The organism is Litoreibacter ponti (assembly GCF_003054285.1).
Taxonomy (GTDB): Bacteria; Pseudomonadota; Alphaproteobacteria; order Rhodobacterales; family Rhodobacteraceae; genus Litoreibacter; species Litoreibacter ponti.
Map to the genome: position 1 here is coordinate 68,434 of NZ_QBKS01000001.1, position 25,039 is coordinate 93,472.

The following is a 25,039-nucleotide window of genomic DNA, read 5'->3' on the forward strand; positions in this document are numbered from 1 at the left end:
CGTGCGCACTGTGGCATTTGCAGCCTTGCGTCCCGCGCCCTCGCCGCATTATACAGCGGTCGAATGCCCCTATAGCTCAGCTGGTAGAGCAACTGATTTGTAATCAGTAGGTCCGCGGTTCGAGTCCGTGTGGGGGCACCATTTCACCGTCCAGATTTAATCGAAAACGTCCGGTAATCTTTGTTTATCAGGGCCTTATCGAGGTCAGTTGTCCAGCGCTATTTTGTGACGTTCAGCAGCGCACCCCCAGATTGGGGGTACGATGAAAACCGAAAAAACTGCGTAGCCCCAATTATGCCCGTTACCGGATTGATAGCAAAGAGCGCCCGTTGGTGATCGGGGATTATCCAGCGGTGACGCTGGCCAAAGCGCGACAAGCCCGAGACATCACTTAGGCGCTCTTGGCGGATGGGCAGGACCCAAGCGAAGCGACACAAGAAGAAAGACGCATGCGCATTAAGGCCAAAGGCCAAACGTTCGAGAAGGTTGGCGCGTCATGCATTTTCTACAGGCCTGAGGTCACGGACATTGATCGCTCCAATAAAGCTCCCTTTGCATTTCCGATGCTGACGGGCGCGCGGGGCGGGGCGGTGGCGTCCGTGGGTCTGTAACACATTAACTTGTTCGAAGAATGCGTTTATCAGGACGCGCGGGAGGTTAATACTTAGGCCTCTAAGTCGATCACCACATATTTCCTGCCGATCGATACTGACGATCTGACTTGCCTCAAAGCTTGGGTCATGTACCTCAAAGAGGTCGCGCGGTGTTGCCCCGACGATCCACTGTTTCCACCGCTCAAGATTAAGCCCGTCGAGGGAGAGTTCCAAGTTGTTGGGTTTGAACGCCACATCTATAAAAACGCCATCCGCGCTGTGATCAAAGAGGCTTCCTGGCGCGCCGATTTACCGCCATTCATCCCTCACGCTTTCCGCAAGACCGTGGTGAAGTGTGCGGATACCGCGTACCCGACAGGCGAGGCGTTCTAGGCCTTCTCGCAAAACATCGCACATTCGAGCGAGGTCACGACAATTAGCCATTATTGCCCAGTGTCGATTGAAAGGCAGGGCGAGTTGATTAAGCCGCCACCCAAAGCTTGATTGCGATGGTTCTCATCCGCCACAAATCTTACCCTTAGTGACCTGAGCACACAAATGAGGGAGGGTCTTGTTGCCCGGTCGGACCTAGAGCTTTAGATTTTCTTGAGCGGATGGGCCAGACCAAGGCCTGAGAGGGCGTTGCCCAAGAGCAGAGCTTGTGCGGCCAAGTGACCGGGCAGGGGCCGCCGGTTCGATCAGTTCAGCAATACCGCGCCGAGGGCCTGGACCGTTGCAGCTTGGGTCGGTTCCGTGACCGGTACACCTAACGCATCTTCCAGCCGTTTGACATGGCCCGCCATCCCCGCACAGCCCAGCAGGATCGTGTCGGCCAGGTCCTCCTCGACGAGGAGCCGCGCAACCTCTTCGATCCGGGGAAAGGCTGCTGCCTCTTCGCTCTGTGCAACTGATAGGTGCAAGGGACGTTCTGCGGCCAAGCGGCTTTCCAAACCCAGCGCACGGATGTAGGGCAAATGGCGCGCGATAGATTTGGTGCCAAGGGCCACGACCCCCACCCGCGCCCCACGTTGCAGCGCGGAAAACAGTCCGCTTTCCTGAATGCCAAAGACCGGTTTTGGTGTCGCCTCGCGGCAAAGCGCCAGCCCGGGATCAGAATAACATGCGATGACATAGGCATCTGCATCTTCTCGCTCCAGAACCACGCGGCGCAGTGGCAGCACCACGCTTTCAGCGTCAAGCATCGTCTCGATCCCGAACGGTCCTTCCGCGAGCGTCATGCACTCGATTTCGATCTGTCCCTTTATCTGGAGGGGCGCAAGGCAGTGCTGCAGCCCGTTGGTCACAGCGGCATTCGAGTTGGGGTTGATCACCAGTATCCTTTTCATTTCAGCCCCTCAGAACAGTTTCGCGCCGAAATTTGTGGCCTGTGCCATCTCGGGGGCGCGCGGGGGTAAAAACCCGGTTGGATCGAAAGGTTTGCGGGGAATGAAACTGCCATCGCCGGCTTTGGCCTTCAACTCTCCACCATCCACGATGATACGGCCCTGATTGATCACGGTGACCGGCCAGCCGTTCAACTCCCACCCCTCAAAGGGGGTGTAATCCATGTTGTCATGCATGCCTGCGGCAGTCACCTGCGTCGTCTTTTCCGGGTCCCAGATTGCGATATCTGCATCGTAGCCAATCGCAATCGCGCCTTTCCGGTGCCCCATACCAAAGAGCCGTGCTGCGTTGCTCGCGGTCAGTGCAACGAACTGCTCCAGCGTGATACGGCCCGTTTGCACCCCTTCGGAGAACAAAAGCGGCGCGCGCAGCTCGATCCCCGGCAGGCCATTGGCGATCGTTTTGAAGGGTGGGGTGTCACCAGTCGAAAGCTTGCCAGACTTGTCAAAACGGTATGGCGCATGATCTGAGGAATAGAGCTGCAGTGAGCCCGCATTCAGATGCCGCCACATATCGGTCTGGGTTTGGACATCGCGCAAAGGCGGCGAGCAGCAGAACTTCGCACCTTCAACGCCGGGGCGATCCAGATCATCGGCGGTCAAGAACATATATTGCGGGCATGTCTCGCCAAAAATCATGCGGCCGTCCATGCGCGCTTCGGCAATTGCGCGGGCCCCAGCATCGGTCGAAATATGGACAAACAGCAGCGGCGCCTCGACGAATGACGCAAGCGCAATTCCGCGCCGCACAGCCTCGACCTCGGCGGCGGCTGGATGGCTGACGGCATGGTATTTCGGCGCATCATACCCGCGCTCAAGGAGCCGCCCCACCATCCATTTGATCATGGCGTTGTTTTCGGCGTGGACCATTGTCAGCCCGCCGTTCTCGCGCGCCATCACCAGAATATCGAGGAACTTCTCATCCGAGACGATCATCTTGTCATAGGTCATGAACACCTTGAACGACGTGATGCCACGCGCAAAGGCTGCGGGAAGGTCTTTTTTTAACGCCACCTCGGTCGGGTCGGTGACGATCAGGTGATAGGAGTAATCGAGTACAGATTTCGGCGCAGCGCGGTCGTCATAGGTTTGCAATACCTCAGGGATGGTCTGACCACGCTGTTGCGCGGCAAAGGGTACAATCGTGGTATTGCCACCGAAGGCTGCTGAGACGCTACCAGTGAAATAATCATCGGCTGTCATCATGCCCATCGAGGATTCTTGCGCGATATGGCAATGCGTCTCGATCCCGCCGGGCAGCACGTACTTGCCACGTGCATCAATCACGTGTTGCGCATCACCAAGACCCAATCCGAGAGCAGCAATCTGTCCGTCCTTGATCCCGACATCCGCCTTGAACGTGGCACAGGCATTCGCAACAGTGCCGCCGGTGATTACTGTGTCATATGTTGCCATCCCTCAGCTCCCCTTTAAGTCGATCAAACGCCGATCCAGCCGCGCCATAAGTCGCGTGATCTCCGTATGGTCTTCGCGCGTCAGCGTGGGTCCTGGCATACGGGCCGCGTTGCACTTCAACGCACCTCTTCGACGCAGGATCTCTTTGCGAATGGCCAGCCCCGCGCCCGGCTGTTGTTCCAGCCGAATGATGGGCAAGTAAGCATCGAACAGATCACTGGCCGCGTCATATGCACCCTCATTGCAAAGCCGCACGACGGCGACCAGCATCTCGGGGAAGGCAAAGCCGGTCATGGCGCCATCAGCCCCACGCGCCATTTCTTCGGGCAGGAATATCCCGCCATTGCCACAGAGGATCGAGACTCTGCGGCGCTCAAGGGTGCGGATCCTGGTCAGCTTGTTCAGCCCCGGCCAATCCTCATGCTTGAGCATGACCAGCTGTTCAAAATCCCACACCATCCGGGCAAAAAGCTCCGCCGATAGCGACACGCCAGTGGCCAACGGAAAGTCCTGATAGCAAACGGGCACATCCGGCCCAAGCGCCTCACAGCATTGGGACAAAAAGCCATGCTGCTTCTCGTCAGTTCCCAGACCGCGCGGAGGCGCGATCATGACACCGGCGGCACCTTGGTCCATTGCGGCGTGGCTCAAGCTTGCGATATTAGCAATCCCGGCATTCGAGACGCCAACGATCACAGGCACCCGCCCAGCCACGCGTTTGAGCATATGGGACATGAAGGCCAGCGCCTCGTCCGAGGACAGTTTCGGCGCTTCGCCCATCATGCCAAGGATCGTCATCCCGCTGACGCCGTGCTCCAAATAGAACTCTACCAACTGATCGGTGCTGGCGTAGTCGATCTCGCCCGTCCCGGTAAACGGCGTGGCGGAGATGATGTAGACGCCCGCGGCGGTCTCGTTCAGCATCAAGAGGCTTCCTTTCCGGGGGCTGGCGGGATGGCGATCTCGAAAACCTCTCCCAGCTCAGCATAACTTTGTCCCATTAGGCGGCCAATGGGGCGATAGGCATCAAGGCTGACATGAAATGTATCTGGGTCGATGATCCCCTCGCGCGCCGTGATGGCCTGCACTTCGGCGATACAAAGATGCCTGCGCGCAGTGATCTGGCGCAATTCGAACAAAGTGCATTCCAGCCGCACAGGTGCCTCGGCAATCCCCGGAACCGAGACCTTGCGCGAGGGCAAAGCCGTAAGCCCGGCAAAGGTCAGCTCATCCTCTTCCGGACCAAGGGACGCGGCGCAGGCGACCATAGGCCCGGCCAAGGCACGGTCGACAAGGTTGATCACCAACGCGCCCGTTGCCGCGATATTGGCGGTCGTGTCCTTGATGCGATCATTGTCGCGCCGCGTTTCCAATCCCAGAACGGCGAGCGCGGGGTCCTCCGAGAAGACGTTGAAAAAGCTGAAGGGTGCGGCGTTCAAAACACCGGCCTTGCTTTGCGTCGTGACAAGGGCAATCGGGCGAGGCATCACTGTCGCGCTCAGGAGTTTGTAGCGATCATGGGCGGTCAGGTCGGAGAAATCGGCAAACATTAATCGGGTGGCTCCGCGCCAGCACGCTGCGTGATCAGCCCGTAGTGCTCAATCCGGCGGTGGCGCTTGAAGTCAAAGATCGTCGACTTCCCAAAGTTGCAGGCCTCGAGATCGCAGTGATGGACGATCATTTCGTCCTCTTCGGTCTTGGTTTCGGCCACGATCTTGCCATTGGGATCCACGATAAGAGAGCCGCCAATCAGTGAATGACCATCTTCCACCCCGGCCTTGGCCACGGCGACGACCCATGTGGCATTCTGATAAGCACCCGACTGACAGCTGAGCCGGTGATGAAACAACCGGTCTTCGGGGCCCTCGCTGCTCATCTGCGAATTGACAGACGGCGTGTTGAAGCCAAGCGTGACCATCTCCACGCCTTGCAGCCCCATGACGCGATAGGCTTCCGGCCAGCGGCGGTCATTGCAGATCATCATGCCCATGATCCCGCCAAGATTGCGCCAAACCGGAAACCCCAGGTCGCCGGGCAGGAAATATCGTTTTTCAAGATGTTGGAATGCGCGCTCCGGGTCATACTCGGAATGCCCCGGCAGATGAACTTTGCGGTATTTGCCAATGATTTCTCCCTCCCGATTGGTCAGGATCGACGTATTGAAGTGCTGCCCCTCGGGCGTCAGCTCACCATATCCAAAGCTCATCGCGATTTTCAGTTCGCGCGCCCGGGCGAAGAGTGGCGCGGTGTGCGGCCCGGGCATCTCAGCCTCGAACCACTGGTCAACCTGCGCTTGGTCCTCCACATACCAGCGCGGAAAGAAAGTTGTCAGGGTCAGCTCAGGAAAGACCGCAAAAACCGCACCCGCCGCGTGGGCTTGTTCGAGCAACGAAATCATGCGCGCGACCACTTCTGCGCGGCTCTCGGATTTCTGGATTGGGCCCATCTGCAAGGCAGCAGTCGAAATTTCACGCATCAGACGTCCCTTTTCTCATCAACATCATGTTTCCTGTAAGGCGCGCTACCGGCCAAAGGAGTGGGTAAAACCTGAGGATCTTTGTTTTACCCTAGGGAAGTTGTTTGAGAAGGGAAACTGCCGTAGAAAGCCGCGCTGTCCATGAGCGCTAGCTTTAGGACCGTCAGCGCGGAATAACGCGCCCGCAGGTTGAACAAGGTGCGACGTGAATAGCGTCCTAAAGGTCAATCATGAAAATACATTCAAAATGGACCACTCGAATAGGGCTGGTCACTGCGTCGTAACTGGTCAGTGTCTGGTCGAGCAGCTTTGCCCACAAAGTGCGAATTCGTCCATCAACTCATTCTGCGGTTGCAGCGAACGTGCGGTTCGACGGGCCGCGCCGCGGCGTTGACTGCTTCGGTTGTAGGTCGGCTTTGGGCTGAACCTCGATATTTCACCGCGTCACGCGACCATGAGGCCCTTCTATGTCCGCCCGCTTCGACGCCCGCTGTTTCATGCGTTTTTGATGAGCATCTCCTGCCCGCGGTGCATTCGCGTCGACTGTCGGAAAGCGCGCATTCAGTAGGGTTGGGGAACAAATTGCGGTTTGTGCCAAGACATGCTGCCGCTCTATTGAGCCGCATTGTTCCAAATTAGATCAGGTCGTAAACGCTCTAGCCGCGACGCGCACGTCGCGCGAAAGCCAGAATGCCCAGACCACCGAGAAGAAGGGGCAAGCCCGCGGGCAGCGGGATCGGGTTTACCGGATCAATTACGTTTTGGACCGTCACAGATGCCGCCAAGAAATCTTGGTCTACGAAGGCATTGAACGGGTTTGTGCCGAGCGGATCTGAAAAGGTTATAAACGCGAGCACCGTGTCATTGAAGTTGCCCGCCCCGCTGCCGCTGAGGCCTCCGAACTGAAGTTCGATCTGGTTTTCAGTGAAGCCAACTGCGATCAGATCGCCGGCGAGGAACTCACCATCATCATCCTGCACATCAAAGCCGCCGCTAAAGTCATTCGTCGGATCGGACAACAAGAACCCAAAAGCAATGCTGAGGAACCCGTCACCATTCAGCGAGACGCCAATTGCTTCATCGACGGTGGCGCCAAATGTGGACAGATCGCCATCCGTCTCAAACACGAGATAATCGAAATCAGCAATACCTGCTGTCAGCTCTGGGTCGCCGGTGGTCAAACCAAGAGTTGCGGCAGATGCAAAACCGCCGATCATGGTTGCAACAGCTGCGGTTGCAGCGAAGATTAAGTGGCGCATAACGTTGTTCCTCACTCAATACTCATACAAATTCAAAGGCATCTGCAGACAAAATGGTAAGATTATCAGCGGTGACACCATCCCCTCGAACATAGATTGCATCCCGATCTCCGTCGAGGAAAATGACAACTTGAGACGAGGTTTCACGGATCGATCCAATGGTCGTTCCCGCTTCGAGAACAATGCTGTCGACACCGACCTCATAGTCCATGATCACATCACGCTCACGGATGCCGTTGTTGGTTTCGGCACCGAAGACAAATTCATCCTCGCCGCCACCGCCGATCATCCGATCATAGCTGCCACCAAGACTGCGAATGATCTCGCCGTCATCGGTCCCGCGCAAGAAGTCGCGGCCCTCGGTCCCCACGATTTCAGGCTTGGCCGCCACATCATCGTTTGTGACCGTGGCGACCCCAGCCCGGTCGAGAATGGTGGCATTCTCAGCGGAAAGGAGCTCCAGGCGGATGATCTCGTCCGCTTCGACATCGGTGTCACCAGCAATCGAAACGGTGATCGTGGCTTCTGATTGACCCTCGCCAAAGGCAAGAACTCCCGCGGGAAGAACGCCGCCGACGAAATCATCTGCATTCACCGTGCCATCGACGGCGCCGAAGGTGACACTGCTTGCGTCCGACAGGTCACCGGAGCGTGTGACAGTAAAGGTGAATGTCGTGGCCCCAGCATCACCTTCGGATTGAGTATCCGCATCGGAAATCGACAGGGTCGGCGGGGGAACGACTACTACATCGTCATTGGCCACCGTGGCTGTGCCAACGCCGTTCAGGATGGTCGCGCCGGTTGCATTGCTGAGAAGGATCGAGATTTGCTCGTCGGCCTCAACATCCGTGTCGCCGGCAATATCCACCGAAATTGTGGCCTCGGATTGGCCTGGTGCAAATGTCAACGTTCCGGATGGAAGGACGCCACCCACGAAATCCGCCGCATCCACAGTGCCGCCGGACGCCGCAAAATCGACAGAGCTGGCCTCTGAGAGGCTGCCCGTGCGCGCGACGGTGAACGTGAATGTGGTTGCTCCAGCATCGCCTTCGTCCTGTGTCGCCGCAGGAGCAATGGACAGCACGGGCGGTGGGACGTCATCGTTTTGTACGATCGTCGATCCGGTGTCGTCGATGATCACCGCGTTGGTCGGGTTGGACAAGACCACAGCAAGCGACTCGGCACCTTCAATGTCGGTGTCGCCTGCCACGGAGACCGTGATTGATGCCGTGCTTTCGCCCACCGCAAAGGTCACGGTGCCCGAGGGCAGTATGCCACCGACGAAATCATCACCGTTGACGCCGCCCGAGACGCTGAAATCCACACTACTGGCCTGCGAAAGATCGCCGCCGCGTGTCAGCGTGAAGGTCACATCCGTCGAGCCTGTGTCGCCTTCGTCAAATGCGGGAGCATCGGAGATCGATATCGTGGGCAGTGGCGCCGCATCGTCGTTCAGGATAGTGGCCACGCCGGTGTCATCGCTCAGGACCGCCCCGAGAGGGTCGGAAAGACGCAGAATGATCTGCTCGTCCGCCTCGAAATCCGTATCGCCTGCCACCTGGATGATTATGTCGGCTGTGCTTTCGCCTGCGGCGAAGCTGACCGTGCCGGTTGGAAGCACGCCGCCCACAAAGTCATCAGCAGATACGCCGCCTGTCGCTTGGACGGCGAAGGTCGCGCTGCTGGCCTCGGACAGGTCACCGGTGCGTGTGACCTCGAAGACGAAATCCGTTGTGCCCGTGTTGCCCTCATTGGCACTGGTCGCGTTTCCGAGGCTGAGGGCAGGAGGCGGTGTGTCGTCGTTCAAGACACCACCGAAGGCCACGGTATTGATGAGTGTGGCGTCGGTCGGGTTGCTAATCACAAGACGAATGGATTCATTGGCCTCCACATCCGTGTCACCGGCGATCTGCACAGTGATGTCGGCGGTGCTTTCGCCTGCGGCGAAGGTGAGCGTCCCGGATGGAAGGACACCACCCACAAAGTCATCCGCGTTCACAGTTCCGCCAACGGCGGCGAAGTCGACGCTGCTGGTGCCCGTCAGATCGCCACTCCGCGTCAGAGTGAAGGTGTAATCGGTTGTCCCCGCATCGCCCTCATTCTGATCAGCGGCGGCGGCAATCGAGATTGTTGGCGGCGGTGTGTCGTCATTGGTCACAAAGCCGAATGCCACTGAGTCCGCGATTTGGCCATTGTTGGCGTTGCTCAGATTGACGCGGATGACCTCGTTGCTCTCGACCTCGGTATCGCCTGCGATCTGAACAGAGATCGTCTGTTCACTGACGCCCGCGCCAAAAGTGAGCGTGCCAGGCGCGGGAAGCGTACCGCCCACAAAGTCCGCCGCGTTGACGGAGCCAAAGTTGAAATCGAAATCAACCGTCGTCGGATTGCTGAGGTCGCCTGTGCGCGTAACCACGAAGTTATATGTTGTGGCTCCGCTGTCGCCCTCGTCCTGCGTGCCTGCATCGGCAATGGTGAGGGTCGGCTCGAAGCTGTCATCATTGAGGACGCTTGCAAATCCAATGCTGTCCGCAATCGTCGCGTCGGTCGCATTGGTAAGGTTCATGCGGATGATTTCGTCATTTTCCGCGATGACGTCGCCAGCGATATCGACGCTGACCGTTTGTTCGGTTTCACCCGCTGCGAATGTCAGTGTCCCGCCTGCCGGGATGACGCCGCCGACGAAATCATCCGCATTCACGCTGCCGAAGTTGAAATTGTAATCAACCGTGCTCGTCCCGGAAAGCTCACCCGTTCGCGTGACCGTGAACGTGAATGTCGTCGTGTCGCCTGTGTTGCCCTCCTGCTGGGCATCCGGGTCATCTACGAAGAAGCGATCAAGAGGATCATCGTCGCGGATCGTGCCAATGGCAGTGCCGCCGCCGACAATCTCTGAATCGACCGCATTGCTGAGCGTGACTTCGAAAGTCTCGTTGCCCTCGTTGATCTCAGTATCGCCCGCAACCTGAATGGTGATGGTCTGCTCCATCTCTCCTGCCGCGAAACTGACCGTACCAGAAGGCAGAACACCTCCTGCAAAGTCTGCCGCATCGGCCGAGCCGCCGGACACCGCGAAATCCACAGTACTTGGATTAGTGATGTTGCCGTTGCGCGTGACCGTGAAGGTGAAGTCCGTGGTTCCGCTGTCGCCTTCATCCAGGCTTGGGGCGCCACTGATAGAGACCTGTGGCAGATCCGGCTCGATGATAACGACATCCTCGTCGGCAAAGCGCAAGGTTTCGACATCGACCGTGTTCACGGTTGCATCGAAGCCATTGGTCGAGCCGTTATTGTCGACAACCTCGGCGGTATTGCCGTTCACCGTGATCGTGTAATCGGCGCGGTTGCCCTGGAAAACCGCAATGTCTGAGCCATCGCCGCCGTCGAAGTTGTTGGTGCCGGTGTCACTGACAAAGATGTCAGCGCCCGAGCCGCCGATGGCATTGCCGAAGCCCGTGATGTCGTCGCCCTGTGCAATCCCGCCGGACACCTGGTCGTTGCGCAGGTCGATGGTCACCCCAGCCGTATCGGTTTCGTAGGAAATCGTATCGCCGAATTGACCCGCGAAATCATCGAAGCTGTCGGAGGCCACGACCGTTTCGGTTGATGAAGTGCCGAAGAAACGCAAAGTCACGTTGTTGCCGGTCGTGATGCCGGAGAAATCGATGCGAACCGTGTCCGTGGTCGCGCCTGAAGTCCTCACGTCGAGTAACTGATTATCACCCAGGGTGAAGTTCGACAGATCGATGTTCAGACCGTCGTAATTGCGCAAGGACAGGAACGCTCCGTTGGTGACTGCATTTCCCGACATCGTCACCGCGCCCAGATTGGCGACCTGGGCACCATCCATCGTCATGAAACCATTGTTAAGGAACTGAGTGGATTCGATCCCGGAGATTGTCGTGCCGACGATATTCGCACTTTGTAGCGTCAGCGTATCGGTGCCGGTGCCGCCTACGATTGAGCTGTTCTGGAAGGTGAAGAAGACGTTGATCGTGTCGTCGTCGGCTCCGCCGTCGAGAATGCCCGAAGACGAGGTTGCGTTCAGGGTGTCATCGCCGTCGTTGCCGAAGACCTCATTGTTGCCAGCGCCGCCTTCGAGCAGGTCGTCGCCACCCCCGCCATTGATGATGTCATCGCCAGAGGCTCCGCTGATTTCATCGCGCGCATCAGTGCCGGTGATCGTCTCGTCGGCATTGCTGCCGTTGAAATCGATAAGGCCAGTGCCATTCACAGTCGCACCGGAGAAATCCACGGTGAGTGCGTCGCCCGTCGAAAAGAAGTTACCGGATCGAATATCAAGCTCTTGTCCGGTTTCGAGCACGAGGCCGCTGAAATCCGCGGTCTCGCCTGAATTGCCTGATAGCAGGAGGAAGCCGCCATTGGAGCTTGCCGAGCCCGTCAAGGTGAGCGTGCCGAGATTGCCGATCTGGCTGGCATCAATGGTCATGAAGCCATTGTTGGTGAATTCTGTAGCCTCAATCCCTGCGATGGTCGTACCCACGAGACTGGCGCTTGAAAGGCGAAGCGTGTCCGTTCCGGTCCCACCATCGATAGAGCTGTTTTGGAAATTGGACGTGATAGAGATCGTATCATCGTCCGCGCCGCCGTCGAGCGTACCCGTGGAGCTGCCGGTCGTATTCAGCGTGTCGTTCCCGGCACCGCCCGAAACATCATTGTTACCTGAACCGCCATCGAGAATGTCGTCGCCGCCACCGCCAGCCACGATGTCGTCGCCTCCGAAGGCATTGATTTCGTCGGCCGCGTTGGATCCGATGAATGTCTCGTTTGCGCTGCTTCCATCTAGATCAATCAGGCCTGTGCCAAGAACAGTCGTGCCGGATAGGTCGACGGTCAGAAGATCGTTGGTTCCAAAGAAATTGGACGTGCGAATATTAAGCTCTTGCCCATCATTGATGATGAAGGCCCCAAGATCGGCGGTATCACCGGACGAGCCGGACAGGAGCAGAAAGCCGCCGGACGTGGCCGCATTGCCGGTCAGGATCGTCGTGCCAAGATTGGCGATCTGATCTGCATCAATCGTTTTGAAACTGTTGTTGGTGAACTCTGTAGCCTCGATGCCCGCGATAGTCGTCCCGACAAGCGAGGACGCCCCAATGCGTAATGTGTCGGTGCCAGTGCCGCCATCGATGGAGCTGTTCTGGAAGCTGCCATTGACTGTGATCGTGTCGTCATCGGCTCCACCGTCCAAAGTGCCTGTCGCAGTCGAAAACGATGTGATCTCGTCATTTCCGGCACCACCGAGGACCGAATTGTCGCCTGATCCGCCGTCAAGTAAGTCGTTGCCAGCGCCACCGGAGATCACGTCATCTCCGCCGGCGGCTGTGATTTCGTCCCCTGCACCAGAACCGATGACGGTCTCGTCCGCGTTGCTGCCATTGTAATCGATCAGGCCGGTGCCAAGAACTGTCGCAGCAGAAAAGTCCGAGGTCAGCGTTTCTCCGGTCCCAAAGAAATTGCTTACGCGGATGTCCAATTCCTGACCGTCGCCGATGGTCAGGCCGCTGAAATCAGCGGTTTCGCCGGAGGCGCCGGAAACAAGAAGGAAGCCTCCGTTTGTTGCCGCGAAGCCGGTGAGGCTCAGAGAGCCGAGGTTGGCAATCTGATCGGCATCAACGGTCATGAAGCCGTTATCGGCAAATTCGGTGGCTTCCACTCCGGCAATGGTCGTGCCCGCAAGATTTGCACTGGTCAATCGCAGGGTGTCCGTTCCGGTTCCGCCGTCAATAGTGCTGTTCTGGAAGGAGCTGTTGATTGTAATCGTGTCTTCATCGGCGCCCGCGTCGATGCTGCCGGTGGCCGTGGCCGCGGAATTGATCGTATCATTGCCGGAACCAGCCGTGATCGTGTTGTTGCCAGAGCCGCCGTCCAGAGCGTCGTCGCCAGAACCGCCCGAGATGACGTCATTGCCACCCGCACCGGTGATCTGATCGTCACCGGTCGAGCCTGTGATCGTTTCGTCCGCGTTCCCGCCGTCATAATCAACGAAACCGGTGCCCAGAACTGTCGTGCCGGAAAAGTCTACTGTCAGAGCATCATTCGTGCCGAAGCCGGAATTAGAGCGGACTGTGACCTCCTCTCCATCCCCAATCGTCAGATTGGAGAAATCAGCCGTATCACCAGACGCGCCCAGAAGGCTGAAAAATGCGCCGTTCGTCGATGCAAATCCGCTTAGGGATACTGCGCCTAGATTAATGACTTGCTCCGCACCAATCGTCAGCGTTCCATTGTTCTCAAGTACGGTTGTCTCGAGGCCCGATAGTGTTGTGCCAGTCAGGTTCGCGCTTATCAGGAACAGTGAATCTGTGCCTGAGCCACCGGTGATCGTGCCGTTCTGAAAGCTGCCGGTTACTCTGATCGTATCGTTTTCAGCGCCACCATCGAGTGTTCCGGTCGCAGTCGTGCTCGAAATAAGTTCGTCATCTCCGGCACCACCAGAAACAGCATTGTTGCCAGAGCCGCCATTCAGCGTGTCATTCCCGCCAGCGCCATCAATGATGTCATCGCCCGAGCTGCCGTTAATGATATCGTCGCCGCTTGTCCCGGTAACCGTCTCGTTCGCGCCACCACCGTTGAAAACGATACCCGCTGTGCTGGAGACATTCGCGCCCGAGAAATCCACGGTCAGGTTGTCGCCGGAGAAAAAGCCGCTTGTGGTGCGAACGGTCAGGGTCTGGGTGCCTGTTAAAGTCAGTCCTGAAAAATCCGCGATATCTCCGGAATTGCCGACAAGGCTTAGGAATCCGCCGCTCGTCGAAGCGCTTCCGGTCAGAAGTATCGTTCCAAGATTGGCAATCTGATCGGCTTCAATTGTCGTTGTGCCATTGGTTTCGAACTCGGTTTGTTCGATACCTGAAATCGTTGTTGCGGTTAAATTGGAGCCGGAAATCCGCAAAGTGTCGAAGCCGAGACCACCATCGATCAACCCGGTACTGGTTCCCGCAAGCCGAAATGCGCCAGAAATGGTCAGGATGTCGTCCGCACCCGTCCCTTCCAATTCAGTCAGAGTTCCGATGGCAACGCGGTCAGAGTTGTCAAGATTGGCCAAAGGCTTCACCCCCAAAACAAGGCGAGAGAACCTGGCAAGACTTTGAATTAAATAATTATATCGACCCCAACTATACGAGCCGATCCCACCAGTTACATCTCGCGAACAAATTGCGAATAGTTAACGGTCACAGAATCCTGACGTTGAGTCAACGGATTCGTATTCGCAGTGAAAACTCAGATTAAAATTTCACTTTGAATTCGGGTGCATAGGGACACGAATTTTTTACGCGCGAGACCTGGTTGAGTTGGCGCTTGCAGCGAATGGCCATTCTGACCTGCCAACAAACTGCGCGGTCTCGCAAAGTGGTCCCTCGATCCGGATAAAATGACTGTCTTTTGCCAGACTGTCAGAACGGGGCAACGACGAGGTCTTGATCTGCCCGCAATTGGTGGCCGTCGTGAGGTCTGTGAGTGTTGTATCTCGGTCTGACCAAGGCGGTGCGAAATGACACTGGTGAATTGCGCTCGGTGCGATATGTCGAACGCCTTCTGTGTCTCGATCAGCGAGCCAATCTGGTTGAGCTTGACCAGCAATGCGACCGCACAGCCCTTGGCGATCCCATCCGCGAAATGCTCAGGATTGGTTGCAAAACGATCGTCGCCCTCAAGCTGACCCTTGCTGTAGATCTTTTCAGTCGAGAGTCTCCAGCCGTCCTCACCCATTCCGTTATTGATGCTGGTGACGGGGTAATTGAGGACCAGTTTGTAAAGTAAGAGAGCGTTTCCTCGGATCTGAGCGAGGTGCCTTGCCCCATGATTACGTGTTTGCGATCCATAATATATTCCGTGGGACCACACGAGTTCCCTCATTCCCATGTCGATGGCGCTCTACAGGACCTTCGTTGAGCATGGCCATTAGCCCTTTGTCTTCGCACGCACCTTTCCCGCTATCGAAAATACCTTCTTGTATGTTTTCCTTGTCGTAGAGCATACAAAAAGGTATGAAAATTCGAAAGGCGGGAGAATCGACCATGGATCATATCGTTTTCGGGGCTGCTGGCGGGATTGCTGCCATCTGGCTAATCGTTCACGTCTTCGTCGGCGGGAGAGAGATTGCACGACCATTTGTTGCGGCAACGGAATTGGCGCCGGTTGTGAAACACACGCAGTACCTCTGCTGGCATTTCACGACAGTGGCCATCGCCTGCATGGCGGCGTTCTTCGGGATTGCGTCAATGACCGGGCTGGCGGCCTACGCCGTCGCTGCGACGGCGCTGGCCTTGGGCTTCTGTGTTGTCGGCATTGGTCTGGTCGCCGTGCTCGGCGAGGCACATACCCGTTTGCCGCAAGGCTGGCTTTTTCTGCCGGTGGCGGGATTGGGCCTGGCGGGGCTCGCAATATGAAGAAGCCTCGGTTCAGCAAAAAGGATTGGATCACGCTTGGCCTTTCGGAACTGTCCGGCAAGGGCTGTGATGCGATCAAGCTGGAAGCGATCTGCAAAGCTGCGGGGCTGACGCGAGGATCGTTCTACCATCACTTCGACGACCACGAGAGTTTTCTGACCGGACTTGCCGAGCACTGGTTGAAAGTCCAGACGGAAGACGTCGCCGCTGTCATTGACGCGGATGACCCTGCGAAAGACCGAAGCGAGGCGCTGACCCGGGCGGCCATGGAAATCGATTATAAGTTGGAGCTTGGCATCCGGGAATTAGGGCGGCGACTGCCAGCGGTGCGAAAAGTCATACGTCAGGCAGACACAGTCCGACTGGAGGTGGTGAGCCAACTCTATAAGGCGCGTTTCGGGCTTGATGCGGGCGCGGCCGATCAGTTCGCATATCTCGAGTACGCGGCCTTCAGCGGCATCATATTGCTGAACCCAGACATATCGGCGAAGCGGCAAAGGGCCTTGGCTGATCTCTTCGACCGAACATTGACGAAGGCACTATCAGGGGAAGAGGTCAAATGAGACGTCTACTAGGTGCTCTTTGGCAGCTTGAGTTTTCGCGAAATCTGTCCCGTCAGGCGGGCGTCCGGATCGGTCGGCGGGATCATTGCTCGGAGGGGGCAGCTACGAAACCGCGCATCGGGTGCGGGCACGAATTGGATCTGTCTTTCGCCGCGGTGCGCCGCATGGGCTACGCAGGCGATGCAATAACCGACCATGGCTTTCGTGCATCCGTTTTAACTCTTGCGAATGAAGACGGCCTTTGGAACCCTGACGCCATCGAGCGCGCCTTATACAGTTACGTTTCGCCTCTTGCGCAGAGGCGCCTGTGCGGCTGCTATGAACACGCAACATTTGGATCATAAAACAGGCATCGGCTGCAAAGATCACATATCCGCTTTCCTTCCTAACTGGCGGTTTACAGGCAAGATTTTCACACATACGCTCAGGGAATTGATGGCCAATTTGATTAGATAATGCTCCAAACAGCTCCGAGTGAAATTTCGGCTTGGCCCTTCTCGCAAATCGAGCCAAACGCACCTTTTGCTAAATTGGATTCGCGTGTATCCGTGGCGCCGAATCTTTGGGAAGATCGTCTGTTCGGGTCGGCACCAGAACCGGTTTATGCGGTCCTTGATGGCGCTCTTTTGCCCGGTTTATCCGATGCCCTGGCGCTTCACGGGGAGCGAGCCAGATGTCTATTCAACAACTCGGCAGCCCGGGATTTCGAAGAAACTGCGCCTTGGCTCTTTCAGCTCCAGCAAGATTGCAAATTCAGCCAATCCTTATTCGTTAGGGACCCGGACAAGAACGTGCCGTGGCATCGTTGGGGCCGGGATGGCTACGTTTTGGTGCAGTGCGATTTCGGCCTCGACGCATTGCGCCACCACCTTAGGAAGCACACCCGCATCCAAGACGCTTCGCGAAAATGGTACCTGTACAGGTTCTGGGATCCTCGGCTCATGACCTACGTCGTAGCCGATTTTCAGCACACTCAATGGACACCTTCGGTCTGGAAGATCCCTCGCGGTGGAAAAATACACTGGTTCGATAGAGATGTGCTTCGCACAATGAGTGTTTCCAAGTCGGAGCCTGCGAACAATGTTGATCATCAAGTATTTGACGCGCTGGCGCGCTACGGATTTTGGATTGAAGCGGGCAGGGTCTGGGATGAAAGCGGGCGCGGGCTGGAAGGGCGCCAAGAGTTTCAGCTTTTGGTCATCCGATTTTGCGAAACTGCGGGATTTCAGGGCGCCTTGGCGATCGAGCATGCGGCAATCGCCTTGCTGCTGTGCCCGCCAGAGGTGCTGATCGAACGGTACCGGGAGCGTCTGCCGGTTCGTGATCCGCTTCGCGCACAAAGCGTTGCAACGTCAATGTCGAAATACGCACTTCGCAAGGGATCCAAATAATGGCTGGATCGATCCGAGACATAATTAACCAGCAAGATGATGAGATCTACGATCGGTTCGACTCCTATCTTCCTGTTTTCGAAGAAGAGGTCGAAAGATACGCGGCAAGCAATGGGCTAGTTCCGGGCGGAGGCAGTCCCGAGGTGGCTCAATGCAGTGCTCAATATTTTCCGACACAGCCCAGCAATAGTACAAAATTCTATGCTCTCGAAATCAGCGTCTACATCAATGGGTCCGGCGTACAGGGCGGACATCCGACCAATCCAACCAATGGGGCCGCGCGTTTGCCGACTGCGGCAGAGCTGGATCGGAACCTGATCCGATCGGCCAGCCCACAGAATACTCGAATACAAATTAGTCTCGATGCGCGGAGCACCTTTTGTCAGATACACCGTGTGCGGGAGAGAGCGTTAGAAGGAAACCAGCGGTTTTTGCCCTGTGACCATTCGCAAAAGTATTACATCAGGCTGATGTCCGATACGTATGTCGGCGATTCCGGGGACTATATCCGGGGCTATTGGGTCGCCGAAGGGCTTGACCCGGATCACCCGTCCTTGATCAACGAGGCGAACGCCAACGCCTATGGCAACTCTCTTGGTCGCCCGGTCGCAAGGAGCGGTCCGGGCACAGGACAGTTTGCACCTGATACGACCGAAATGGTCACTTGCCGGAATTTTCTCTATACTGGTCCACTCTTGGACGGGGATGAACAAACCATAGATAGACTTCTCGTGGAGATGGAAACGCGTGGGGTGACTTACAACGGACAGCAAATCGCCCCAAGCCACCGTCGTACAGGATATAACAACTTGATTTTTGAGCAGATATGGTACGATTGATCCTTTCCTTGGCCGCATCCTTGATCCTTTTTCCAATCGCCGCACTTTCGGACGAAGCGCTTGAATCCTGCCTGTTGGATCAGCTTCCCCAATGGCAGTTTGAACAGGCCGATGGTGACGCCTATCGGGCAACGCGCCTAGCGCCGGACCTATCTTGGTCACAAAGCCATTCATTGAGCCTGGGTGTGGAATTATGCGATACGCAAATTGTTGAAGCCGTACCGATCCGCCTTCAGTCGTGGCCTGAGAGCCAGGTCTTGCCAGAACTGGCGGAAACCTGGCTGGTGCGCTTTGGCGCATCAGGGCCGGACATTGGGGGCCTCATCGCACATTTAGAGCTCGATAATTTGGCGATGGCGCAAGACATCTTGGCCGACGGGGTCATCTCTGTCGGATTAAGCGCTCCGAAAGGCGCGCCCGGGCTTTCCATGTGTGACGAGATCGACTTTGCGCGCGTCGCTGCACAGTTGAATAGCCGTACTTCATTCCCTGGCTTTGAGATCACCCAGTTTTCAATCGAAAACCCGTCGTCGGATCCAGAGCTTAGAGCGATGTTCGAAAGCCTGAACCCGGCCTTGCTGGCGTGCTCTGTATCGTTTGTGGCTGTTGTGGGCGAGCGTAAGTGACGCGGATTGACGACCCATGGATCGGCTTCGAGGCAGAGCGTGCTGCGCGCGCGCATGACGGCGTGCCAGTGGTTATCTGTGACCGGATCACCGGAGTTATCCCTCTCGCACCCAAGATCACATCACACCCTACGAAAGCTGTCCCGGACGCGCTTCTTGAGCCGATGTTTAGCGCAGGTCGCGGGCAATTGTATCTCTTGCTCGATGGGGCGCGCCTGCCGGGATGCCGCGAGATTTTGGAAGCGTCTGGGGCCGCCCACGAATGCCTTTTCCAGGGAAACGCATTCGACGAGCTCGCGGACGAGGCCCCGTGGATCGCGGAGTTGGAGCCGGAAAGCCGTCTGGCAAAGCAGCTCTTTACCAAAGGGTCCGCACCTTGGCACATGTGGGATCAGGGGCCACATGTCGTCTTCAGGGCAGAGAACGGATTGGACGGCATCCGGCGCCATTTGAGGCGTTTCAACCGTGTCAAAGACACGAACGGCAAGTGGTTCTACATGCGCTACTGGGAGCCTAGCATCGTGGAGCGATACTTCTCTCAGCTTCATGATGATGTCACCCGCCGCAAGGCCTGGTTTGCCGCGGAAGGTGTCACCGAGATTTATCTGACCCTGCCAGCGGAGGACGCGGTTTTGGCACTGCGGCCTTCGCAGCCGATGACCCGACGGATCGGTGCATTGCAGCCGGAGCTGACGGCAAAGGAGCGGACGATGTTCGCGCAGACCCGCGAGGCCGCGTTCTACGCAGCGCTCGGAGCGGGGATGGCTGCACGAAATATCGACGTGATACCGTTGGGGCGTGCGAGTGCCCCGACGCAGGACAACTGGACCGATCTTGCCAAAGCCGTCGCGGCCCATGCCAAGGGCATAAACGTGCGAACGCAGCACGGGCTTGCGAAATTGACCGTCCTGTGCGGATCGCTTGGGCTGGCTTTCTGGCTGGACCCTCGCTTTGATCACGACCTGCGGGTGATCATCAACGCCAAACATGCATCCGAAGCAGAACGATTGAATGCCGCCAAGGAGCTGTACGACAAGACCGATGTGCCCGTGCAAGCCATCGAAACCCTCAAGGCGATGGTCGGGAAGCTGCACTGCTTAGACGTGCCCTCCATCCTTCGCCAAATCGCCCCGAAAACACTCGGCCACCTTTCGGATCAAGACCTGCACTCGGTTGCCGGGTTGATCCTGAGCTTCGACCCCAAGATATCATCCTGTCCTGCCGACGTGCAGCGCTGCGCGATTGGTCTTGGGGCGGCATTGGGTGTCGCCTGGCTCGCCAATCCCTTTTATACAGAGCTTAAGGCCGCTCATTTAAGCCCCGCTGACCCATTGCAGCAGGTCGCCGAATTCTTGGAAAACCTTTTTGAAGAGATGACCCGATGAACATGAGAAGCAGCTGGGAATTTGCCGGCGAATTCCCTCAAGCCCCGCCCTCGACCGAATGCGAGAACTGCCATGACTGCATTCCGTTCTACGAGCCGACCGCCGCGCGGGTGATCCGTGCGCTGCAGCTGCCCGTGGATGACGGCGTGACTGCTGATCTTGGCGAGCGCTATCCGATGCTGCGCTACATCAATCCTCTGCCCGCGCGACAGATTCGTAGCTACTACGCACAGTTGGACAGGATCGCGCGCATCTCCGGGCTTTATGCCGCTGGATTTCGATGGCTGGAAAGCCTCGGCGTGCAGATCCCATTCGTTGGCGCGGCGGCCTTTGCATCCAACGTCGTGCGATGGGAGGTGGCAGACCTGGTTCACGGATATGGAAATACGGTCTACGAGCAGGAACGGCGTGGCATGAACACGACCGGCCGCCACGACCTGAACGCGATCACCGGGGTGATGAACAAACTGATCGCAGGCAACGCCGTTGTCTTTGTCGAGATCTTCGCGATCTTCGATTTCTGTGTCCGTCATTTCCGCAGATTCGGGCGTCCACGCACCGAGGCGGAAATCGCCGAGTTCGAGACATGCCTGGGGAACTTCATAATGTGGTGGGACGAAGTGCAGCCGGGCAACCGGATGTTTCGTCAGATGAGGGATATTCAGGTCGACCGTGACGGATTGATCAAAGACGGGATCATCGCTTCGCTGCGGGCAGAAACCGGGGACGCTCGTCGGGCGGCGAGCACCGATATGATCCTGTATAACGAGCAGAACTACACGTTGCAGGAGTACATGTACGACCTGATTGATAGCGATATCTTCGGGATCATTCCATTCGACCCTGCCGAAATCGGCTTGCTCGTCAGGGGCTATCGCGCCGCCGCAAAATTCTCTTACGAGAAAGATGCGCAGGTCGCGGACCGGTTCATTGTCGCCTACGACAGGTCCGGCTGGCTAACGGAAGCCGCTGATCGCTACCCCTACACGATCGAGGTGGTCTCACAATTTGACCGGCTTTATTTCGACGGGGGCGACCGCAGGTATCTCGGGGCCGAACATGGAAGAATGGCGGCAGATGCGCGCGGTTTTTAGTGCAGCGATCGCAATCGTTGCCGCGCTCTCGGTCTGGGCGGTGGCGCAGACAGAGCGCGAGCGTCTTTCGCTTTCGCCCTACGCAAACCTGTACGCATTGCAGCAGAACACCTCGCTTGATCTCGGGTTTCTACCGCAAGAAAACAACCCTGGCTTCGGCGGCGAAGGCACCAATACGGACATCACATTTGACAGTGGCGCGCTTTCGCTGGACTGCATCAATGGAAGCTATGTCGTCGCGTCTCAAAACGGGCTTTTGGTCCGGGCCGATCTGTTTTGCCCGACCCGTGACATCGATCCGGAAACCGTGGTCCAGACACTCGAAGCATCAGGGTTCTCCAAGGTGAGGGATTTCGCCCAGAGCCCGAGACGTCCCAAGGAGTGGGGCAGGAGGATCGACGAAGCCTTCGCCGCCTTGGCAGGAGAGCCAGACGGCGGGCGCGTGACACGGATACCGCTGTCGCGTTGGGAACGCTCCGATGGCCTTGCAGTCAGTCTGGGTGCCGCGATCTTCGCCCCATCAGGTAACCAGCCAATGCTGGAGATCGACATCTCGATACCCAAGACATGTCTTCTTGCTCTGTCGGTCTTCTCCAAAGCACGCGCTGGCGGGAAAAGCTGGACAAGCCCGTTGGTCAAGCCTGTGCGCCAGGTCTTCGGAAACCGGGAATGGGCGGCTCTACCAGATGAGACGAAATACGCGCTAGCTGCCAAAGCGGCAGATGCCCTGTGTGACACGTAGTGCGAGGCCGGTCGACGGTCGAACACCGTCAGTTCTCATATATCCATCGTCTTTGCGAAGGCGCTGAAAGGGCATGATTCATGGGCGGTGTTCTGGTTGAATTTGGAATTCCACGAGGTTCCATATTCGTGTTGTAGCAACCTAAAGGCTTGCGGAGTTGATAGGTAATCACGCTCGCGCGGCCCAGCCCATCCGGGTTGTGAAATACGATGACGCAGCGCACATGGATCCCCTGATCGCCCAGCACTTTGATATCATCGAGGCAATGCGTGGAACGTCCAACGAGGCCTTGGTGACAGCGGTCCGTGCTCACCTTCCAGCCTCTGCCGAGGCGTACCGCACGCTTTACAACCGCCGCTTCGGCGCGCGTGTCCATTCTGCATAAAGAGTCGCCGGTAACTGGATTGCTCAAGAGATCTGTGACCGCCTTATTATTGACTGTCCGTGCCGGAATTCACTAGCTGTACCGCGCATGTCGTTTTCCGCAGCGAAAAGATGACACCGCTCTGACCCCCGGTTTGACCCCCAAATTTTCTCACCGTATACGACGGTATACTGTCGACGAGCCGGACGGCTTCGGGTATGAGAGCGCAACTCTAGCCATTGGGAGCACCTCATGTCCGACATCATCTATACCAAAGTCGACGAAGCACCGGAGCTGGCCTCGGCGTCGTTTCTGCCAATCATTCAGAAATTTGCAGCGGCCGCGGGCGTGAGCGTAGGGAAAAAAGACATCAGCCTTGCCGGGCGGATCCTCGCGACCTTCCCCGAACATCTGAGCGAAGATCAGCGGCAATCGGATGATCTGGCCGAGCTCGGCCGTTTGGTGAAAACCGCAGACGCGAATGTGATCAAGCTGCCAAATATATCGGCCTCGGTGCCACAGCTGGTGTCCGCCATCAAAGAGTTGCAGTCTCAGGGGTTCGCTCTGCCCGACTATCCCGAGGCCCCGGAAACCGACGCCGAAAAGGCTGTGCGCGCCAAGTATGACAGCATCAAGGGATCGGCCGTAAACCCGGTCCTGCGTGAGGGGAACTCCGACCGAAGGGCGGCTAAAGCTGTCAAGAGTTTCGCACAAAAGAACCCGCACCGCATGGGCGACTGGTCTGCCGACAGCAAGACCCATGTGTCTTCAATGCAAGGCAATGATTTCTTCTCCAACGAGACCTCCGCGACGCTTGGCACGGCTGCTGTGGCCAAAATTGTTCTGGAGACGTCAACTGGCGAGACCGTCCTCAAAGACGGCATCGAATATCCTGCGGGTACGGTCGTTGATGCGACGTTCATGAGCGTATCGGCGTTGAAGGACTTCCTCGCGGCCGAGATCGAAAAAACCAAGGAGCAGGGCATTCTCTTCTCCTTGCACCTCAAGGCCACAATGATGAAGGTCTCCGACCCGATCCTGTTCGGGCATGGGGTCAAAGCCTTTCTCGCCCCGGTCTTCGACAAGCACGGCGACACAATGGCAGAGTTGGGGGTGAACCCGAATTCCGGCCTTGGCGATCTGCTGGAACGTGTCAAAGGCAACGCCGCGATCATGGCCGACATCGACGCCTGTATGGCGGAGCGTCCACCGATGTATATGGTCGACAGCGACAAAGGGATCACCAACCTTCACGTCTCCTCTGACGTGATCATCGACGCCTCAATGCCCGCGCTCATCCGCGCTGGTGGCAAGGGCTGGGGGCCTGATGGCAAGGAAGCAGACGCCAATTGCGTTATCCCCGACAATTCCTACGCGCCGATCTATGACGAGACGATCAACTTCTTCAAAAAGAACGGCAAGCTGGACCCCGCCACTGCCGGGACCGTTCAGAATATCGGCCTGATGGCCCAGAAGGCGGAAGAGTACGGGTCTCACCCGACGACATTCGAGATCGCGGAGGCCGGGACGGTGAAGATGATCCTCGATGACGGCACTGTACTGCATCAGCACGAGGTGGAGGCCGGTGACATCTGGCGCTCTGCATCGACCCGGAAGGCCCCTATCGAGGATTGGGTCAACCTCGCCATCTCGCGTCAGAAGGCGGAGGGCTGCCGCGCGATCTTCTGGCTGAATGAACAACGCGCCCATGACGCCGAACTGATTGCTTACGTCAAACCGATCCTCGAGGCGCAAGGCGTGGCCGATAAGTTCGAGATCATGGCCCCCCGCGAAGCCACCCGCGCCTCGCTTGAGACGATCACCAAGGGTGAGAACACAATCGCCGTCTCGGGCAATGTGTTGCGGGACTACCTGACGGATCTGTTCCCCATTCTGGAACTGGCAACATCGGCCAAGATGCTTTCGATTGTGAAGCTGATGAATGGCGGCGGCCTTTTCGAAACAGGTGCTGGCGGGTCCGCACCAAAACACGTCCAGCAACTCAACAAGGAAAACCACTTGCGGTGGGATAGCCTTGGTGAGTTCTGTGCGCTCGGCGAAAGCCTGATCTTCCTCGCCGATGCGAAGGGAAACGAGAAGGCCCGCGTACTGGGCAAGGCTGTTGAGGTCGCCACGCAAGGCATCCTCGACAATGGCCGGTCGCCTTCCCGAAAGGTCGGTGAGCCGGACAACCGCGACAGCCATTATTGGTTCGCCCGATATTGGGCCGAGGCCTTGAAGGAGCAGAACGAGGATGCAGAACTTGCGGCTCACTTTGCCCCGATTGCCGAGGCCCTGGCGAGCAACGAAGACGCAATCTTGAGTGAACTTGCAGCCGTACAAGGCCCGCCCGCCGATCTCGGCGGGTATTATCGCACCGATCCAAGCAAGACCGCGGCGGTGATGCGCCCGTCTGAAACGCTAAATAATATATTGAGTTAAGGCTATCCCGTGGGAAGCAAGCTGGGCACCGC

19 protein-coding genes, 1 tRNA gene and 1 pseudogene are annotated in these 25,039 nt (G+C 57.4%); 13 read left to right on the plus strand and 8 right to left on the minus strand.

Annotated features, from left to right (window positions below; translation table 11 throughout):
• The first annotated feature begins 65 nt into the window (after positions 1-65).
• The 3 genes from C8N43_RS00415 to C8N43_RS00420 all read left to right on the plus strand — a co-directional run bounded on the left by C8N43_RS00415 (position 66) and on the right by C8N43_RS00420 (position 986).
• A tRNA-Thr gene (locus C8N43_RS00415) sits at positions 66-141 on the plus strand.
• A 167-nt stretch (positions 142-308) separates the two neighbouring features.
• Positions 309-395 (plus strand): hypothetical protein, encoded by an 87-nt coding sequence (locus C8N43_RS19925; protein WP_425437070.1) that lies wholly within the window; start codon positions 309-311, stop codon positions 393-395.
• Positions 396-740: 345 nt separating this feature from the next.
• Entirely contained in the window at positions 741-986 is a 246-nt protein-coding gene (locus C8N43_RS00420; protein ID WP_107843734.1) for a hypothetical protein, read from the plus strand.
• A 305-nt stretch (positions 987-1,291) separates the two neighbouring features.
• On the opposite strand, the gene C8N43_RS00425 is transcribed toward C8N43_RS00420, so the two are convergent.
• The 8 genes and pseudogenes from C8N43_RS00425 to C8N43_RS19930 form a co-directional block, all read right to left on the minus strand.
• Positions 1,292-1,939, minus strand: coding sequence for an aspartate/glutamate racemase family protein (locus C8N43_RS00425; protein WP_211308545.1), 648 nt, complete (start codon positions 1,937-1,939; stop codon positions 1,292-1,294).
• A 9-nt stretch (positions 1,940-1,948) separates the two neighbouring features.
• On the minus strand, positions 1,949-3,412 hold the full coding sequence (gene hydA, locus C8N43_RS00430; protein ID WP_107843736.1) for a dihydropyrimidinase: 1,464 nt from the start codon (positions 3,410-3,412) through the stop codon (positions 1,949-1,951).
• Positions 3,413-3,415: 3 nt separating this feature from the next.
• The gene (locus C8N43_RS00435; RefSeq protein WP_107843737.1) at positions 3,416-4,336 is read right to left on the minus strand and encodes a dihydrodipicolinate synthase family protein; all 921 of its coding nucleotides are present in this window, start codon (positions 4,334-4,336) and stop codon (positions 3,416-3,418) included.
• Positions 4,336-4,962, minus strand: a complete 627-nt coding sequence (locus C8N43_RS00440; RefSeq protein WP_107843738.1) for a flavin reductase family protein — start codon at positions 4,960-4,962, stop codon at positions 4,336-4,338. The genes C8N43_RS00435 and C8N43_RS00440 overlap by 1 nt, the downstream gene beginning before the upstream one ends.
• Positions 4,962-5,888, minus strand: coding sequence for an N-carbamoyl-D-amino-acid hydrolase (locus C8N43_RS00445; protein WP_107843739.1), 927 nt, complete (start codon positions 5,886-5,888; stop codon positions 4,962-4,964). The genes C8N43_RS00440 and C8N43_RS00445 overlap by 1 nt, the downstream gene beginning before the upstream one ends.
• Before the next feature lie 656 nt (positions 5,889-6,544).
• On the minus strand, positions 6,545-7,147 hold the full coding sequence (locus C8N43_RS00450; RefSeq protein WP_107843740.1) for a hypothetical protein: 603 nt from the start codon (positions 7,145-7,147) through the stop codon (positions 6,545-6,547).
• Between the two features lie 22 nt (positions 7,148-7,169).
• Positions 7,170-14,216, minus strand: a complete 7,047-nt coding sequence (locus tag C8N43_RS00455; RefSeq protein ID WP_107843741.1) for a Calx-beta domain-containing protein — start codon at positions 14,214-14,216, stop codon at positions 7,170-7,172.
• Between the two features lie 225 nt (positions 14,217-14,441).
• Positions 14,442-15,034 (minus strand): annotated as a pseudogene (locus C8N43_RS19930) (phosphopyruvate hydratase family protein).
• A gap of 155 nt (positions 15,035-15,189) precedes the next feature.
• Here C8N43_RS19930 and C8N43_RS00465 point away from each other — a divergent pair.
• From C8N43_RS00465 to C8N43_RS00515, 10 genes are all read left to right on the plus strand, one after another.
• Entirely contained in the window at positions 15,190-15,561 is a 372-nt protein-coding gene (locus C8N43_RS00465; RefSeq protein WP_107843743.1) for a hypothetical protein, read from the plus strand.
• A complete protein-coding gene (locus C8N43_RS00470) occupies positions 15,558-16,124 on the plus strand; it encodes a TetR/AcrR family transcriptional regulator (protein WP_107843744.1) in 567 nt (188 codons plus the stop codon). Before C8N43_RS00465 ends, C8N43_RS00470 begins: the two co-directional genes overlap by 4 nt.
• Before the next feature lie 455 nt (positions 16,125-16,579).
• Positions 16,580-17,515, plus strand: a complete 936-nt coding sequence (locus C8N43_RS00480; RefSeq protein WP_107843745.1) for a DUF4123 domain-containing protein — start codon at positions 16,580-16,582, stop codon at positions 17,513-17,515.
• Complete coding sequence (locus tag C8N43_RS00485) at positions 17,515-18,354, plus strand: hypothetical protein (protein ID WP_107843746.1); 840 nt, start codon at positions 17,515-17,517, stop codon at positions 18,352-18,354. The genes C8N43_RS00480 and C8N43_RS00485 overlap by 1 nt, the downstream gene beginning before the upstream one ends.
• Positions 18,355-18,362: 8 nt before the next feature.
• Positions 18,363-18,980, plus strand: coding sequence for a hypothetical protein (locus C8N43_RS00490; RefSeq protein WP_158269879.1), 618 nt, complete (start codon positions 18,363-18,365; stop codon positions 18,978-18,980).
• 164 nt (positions 18,981-19,144) lie between these two features.
• A complete protein-coding gene (locus tag C8N43_RS00495) occupies positions 19,145-20,365 on the plus strand; it encodes a DUF4123 domain-containing protein (RefSeq protein ID WP_107843748.1) in 1,221 nt (406 codons plus the stop codon).
• Positions 20,362-21,459 carry a hypothetical protein gene (locus tag C8N43_RS00500; RefSeq protein ID WP_107843749.1) on the plus strand — a complete coding sequence of 366 codons (1,098 nt, stop codon included), beginning with the start codon at positions 20,362-20,364 and terminating at the stop codon, positions 21,457-21,459. Before C8N43_RS00495 ends, C8N43_RS00500 begins: the two co-directional genes overlap by 4 nt.
• Entirely contained in the window at positions 21,425-22,201 is a 777-nt protein-coding gene (locus C8N43_RS00505) for a hypothetical protein (RefSeq protein WP_146174136.1), read from the plus strand. The genes C8N43_RS00500 and C8N43_RS00505 overlap by 35 nt, the downstream gene beginning before the upstream one ends.
• Before the next feature lie 223 nt (positions 22,202-22,424).
• On the plus strand, positions 22,425-22,586 hold the full coding sequence (locus tag C8N43_RS19515; protein WP_158269880.1) for a hypothetical protein: 162 nt from the start codon (positions 22,425-22,427) through the stop codon (positions 22,584-22,586).
• Between the two features lie 231 nt (positions 22,587-22,817).
• Positions 22,818-25,007 (plus strand): NADP-dependent isocitrate dehydrogenase, encoded by a 2,190-nt coding sequence (locus C8N43_RS00515; protein WP_107843752.1) that lies wholly within the window; start codon positions 22,818-22,820, stop codon positions 25,005-25,007.
• The last annotated feature ends 32 nt before the right edge of the window (positions 25,008-25,039 follow it).

Bases quoted from the DNA above. Each gene is read 5' to 3' on its own strand.
- C8N43_RS00440 (WP_107843738.1), bottom strand. From the start codon at position 4,962: ATGTTTGCCGATTTCTCCGACCTGACCGCCCATGATCGCTACAAACTC.
- C8N43_RS00425 (WP_211308545.1), bottom strand. From the start codon at position 1,939: ATGAAAAGGATACTGGTGATCAACCCCAACTCGAATGCCGCTGTGACC.
- C8N43_RS00445 (WP_107843739.1), bottom strand. From the start codon at position 5,888: ATGCGTGAAATTTCGACTGCTGCCTTGCAGATGGGCCCAATCCAGAAA.
- hydA (WP_107843736.1), bottom strand. From the start codon at position 3,412: ATGGCAACATATGACACAGTAATCACCGGCGGCACTGTTGCGAATGCC.
- C8N43_RS19515 (WP_158269880.1), top strand. From the start codon at position 22,425: ATGGATCCCCTGATCGCCCAGCACTTTGATATCATCGAGGCAATGCGT.
- C8N43_RS00450 (WP_107843740.1), bottom strand. From the start codon at position 7,147: ATGCGCCACTTAATCTTCGCTGCAACCGCAGCTGTTGCAACCATGATC.
- C8N43_RS00495 (WP_107843748.1), top strand. From the start codon at position 19,145: ATGTTTAGCGCAGGTCGCGGGCAATTGTATCTCTTGCTCGATGGGGCG.
- C8N43_RS00470 (WP_107843744.1), top strand. From the start codon at position 15,558: ATGAAGAAGCCTCGGTTCAGCAAAAAGGATTGGATCACGCTTGGCCTT.
- C8N43_RS00480 (WP_107843745.1), top strand. From the start codon at position 16,580: ATGCTCCAAACAGCTCCGAGTGAAATTTCGGCTTGGCCCTTCTCGCAA.
- C8N43_RS00515 (WP_107843752.1), top strand. From the start codon at position 22,818: ATGTCCGACATCATCTATACCAAAGTCGACGAAGCACCGGAGCTGGCC.
- C8N43_RS00465 (WP_107843743.1), top strand. From the start codon at position 15,190: ATGGATCATATCGTTTTCGGGGCTGCTGGCGGGATTGCTGCCATCTGG.
- C8N43_RS00485 (WP_107843746.1), top strand. From the start codon at position 17,515: ATGGCTGGATCGATCCGAGACATAATTAACCAGCAAGATGATGAGATC.
- C8N43_RS00435 (WP_107843737.1), bottom strand. From the start codon at position 4,336: ATGCTGAACGAGACCGCCGCGGGCGTCTACATCATCTCCGCCACGCCG.
- C8N43_RS00500 (WP_107843749.1), top strand. From the start codon at position 20,362: ATGAACATGAGAAGCAGCTGGGAATTTGCCGGCGAATTCCCTCAAGCC.
- C8N43_RS00505 (WP_146174136.1), top strand. From the start codon at position 21,425: ATGGAAGAATGGCGGCAGATGCGCGCGGTTTTTAGTGCAGCGATCGCA.
- C8N43_RS00420 (WP_107843734.1), top strand. From the start codon at position 741: ATGTACCTCAAAGAGGTCGCGCGGTGTTGCCCCGACGATCCACTGTTT.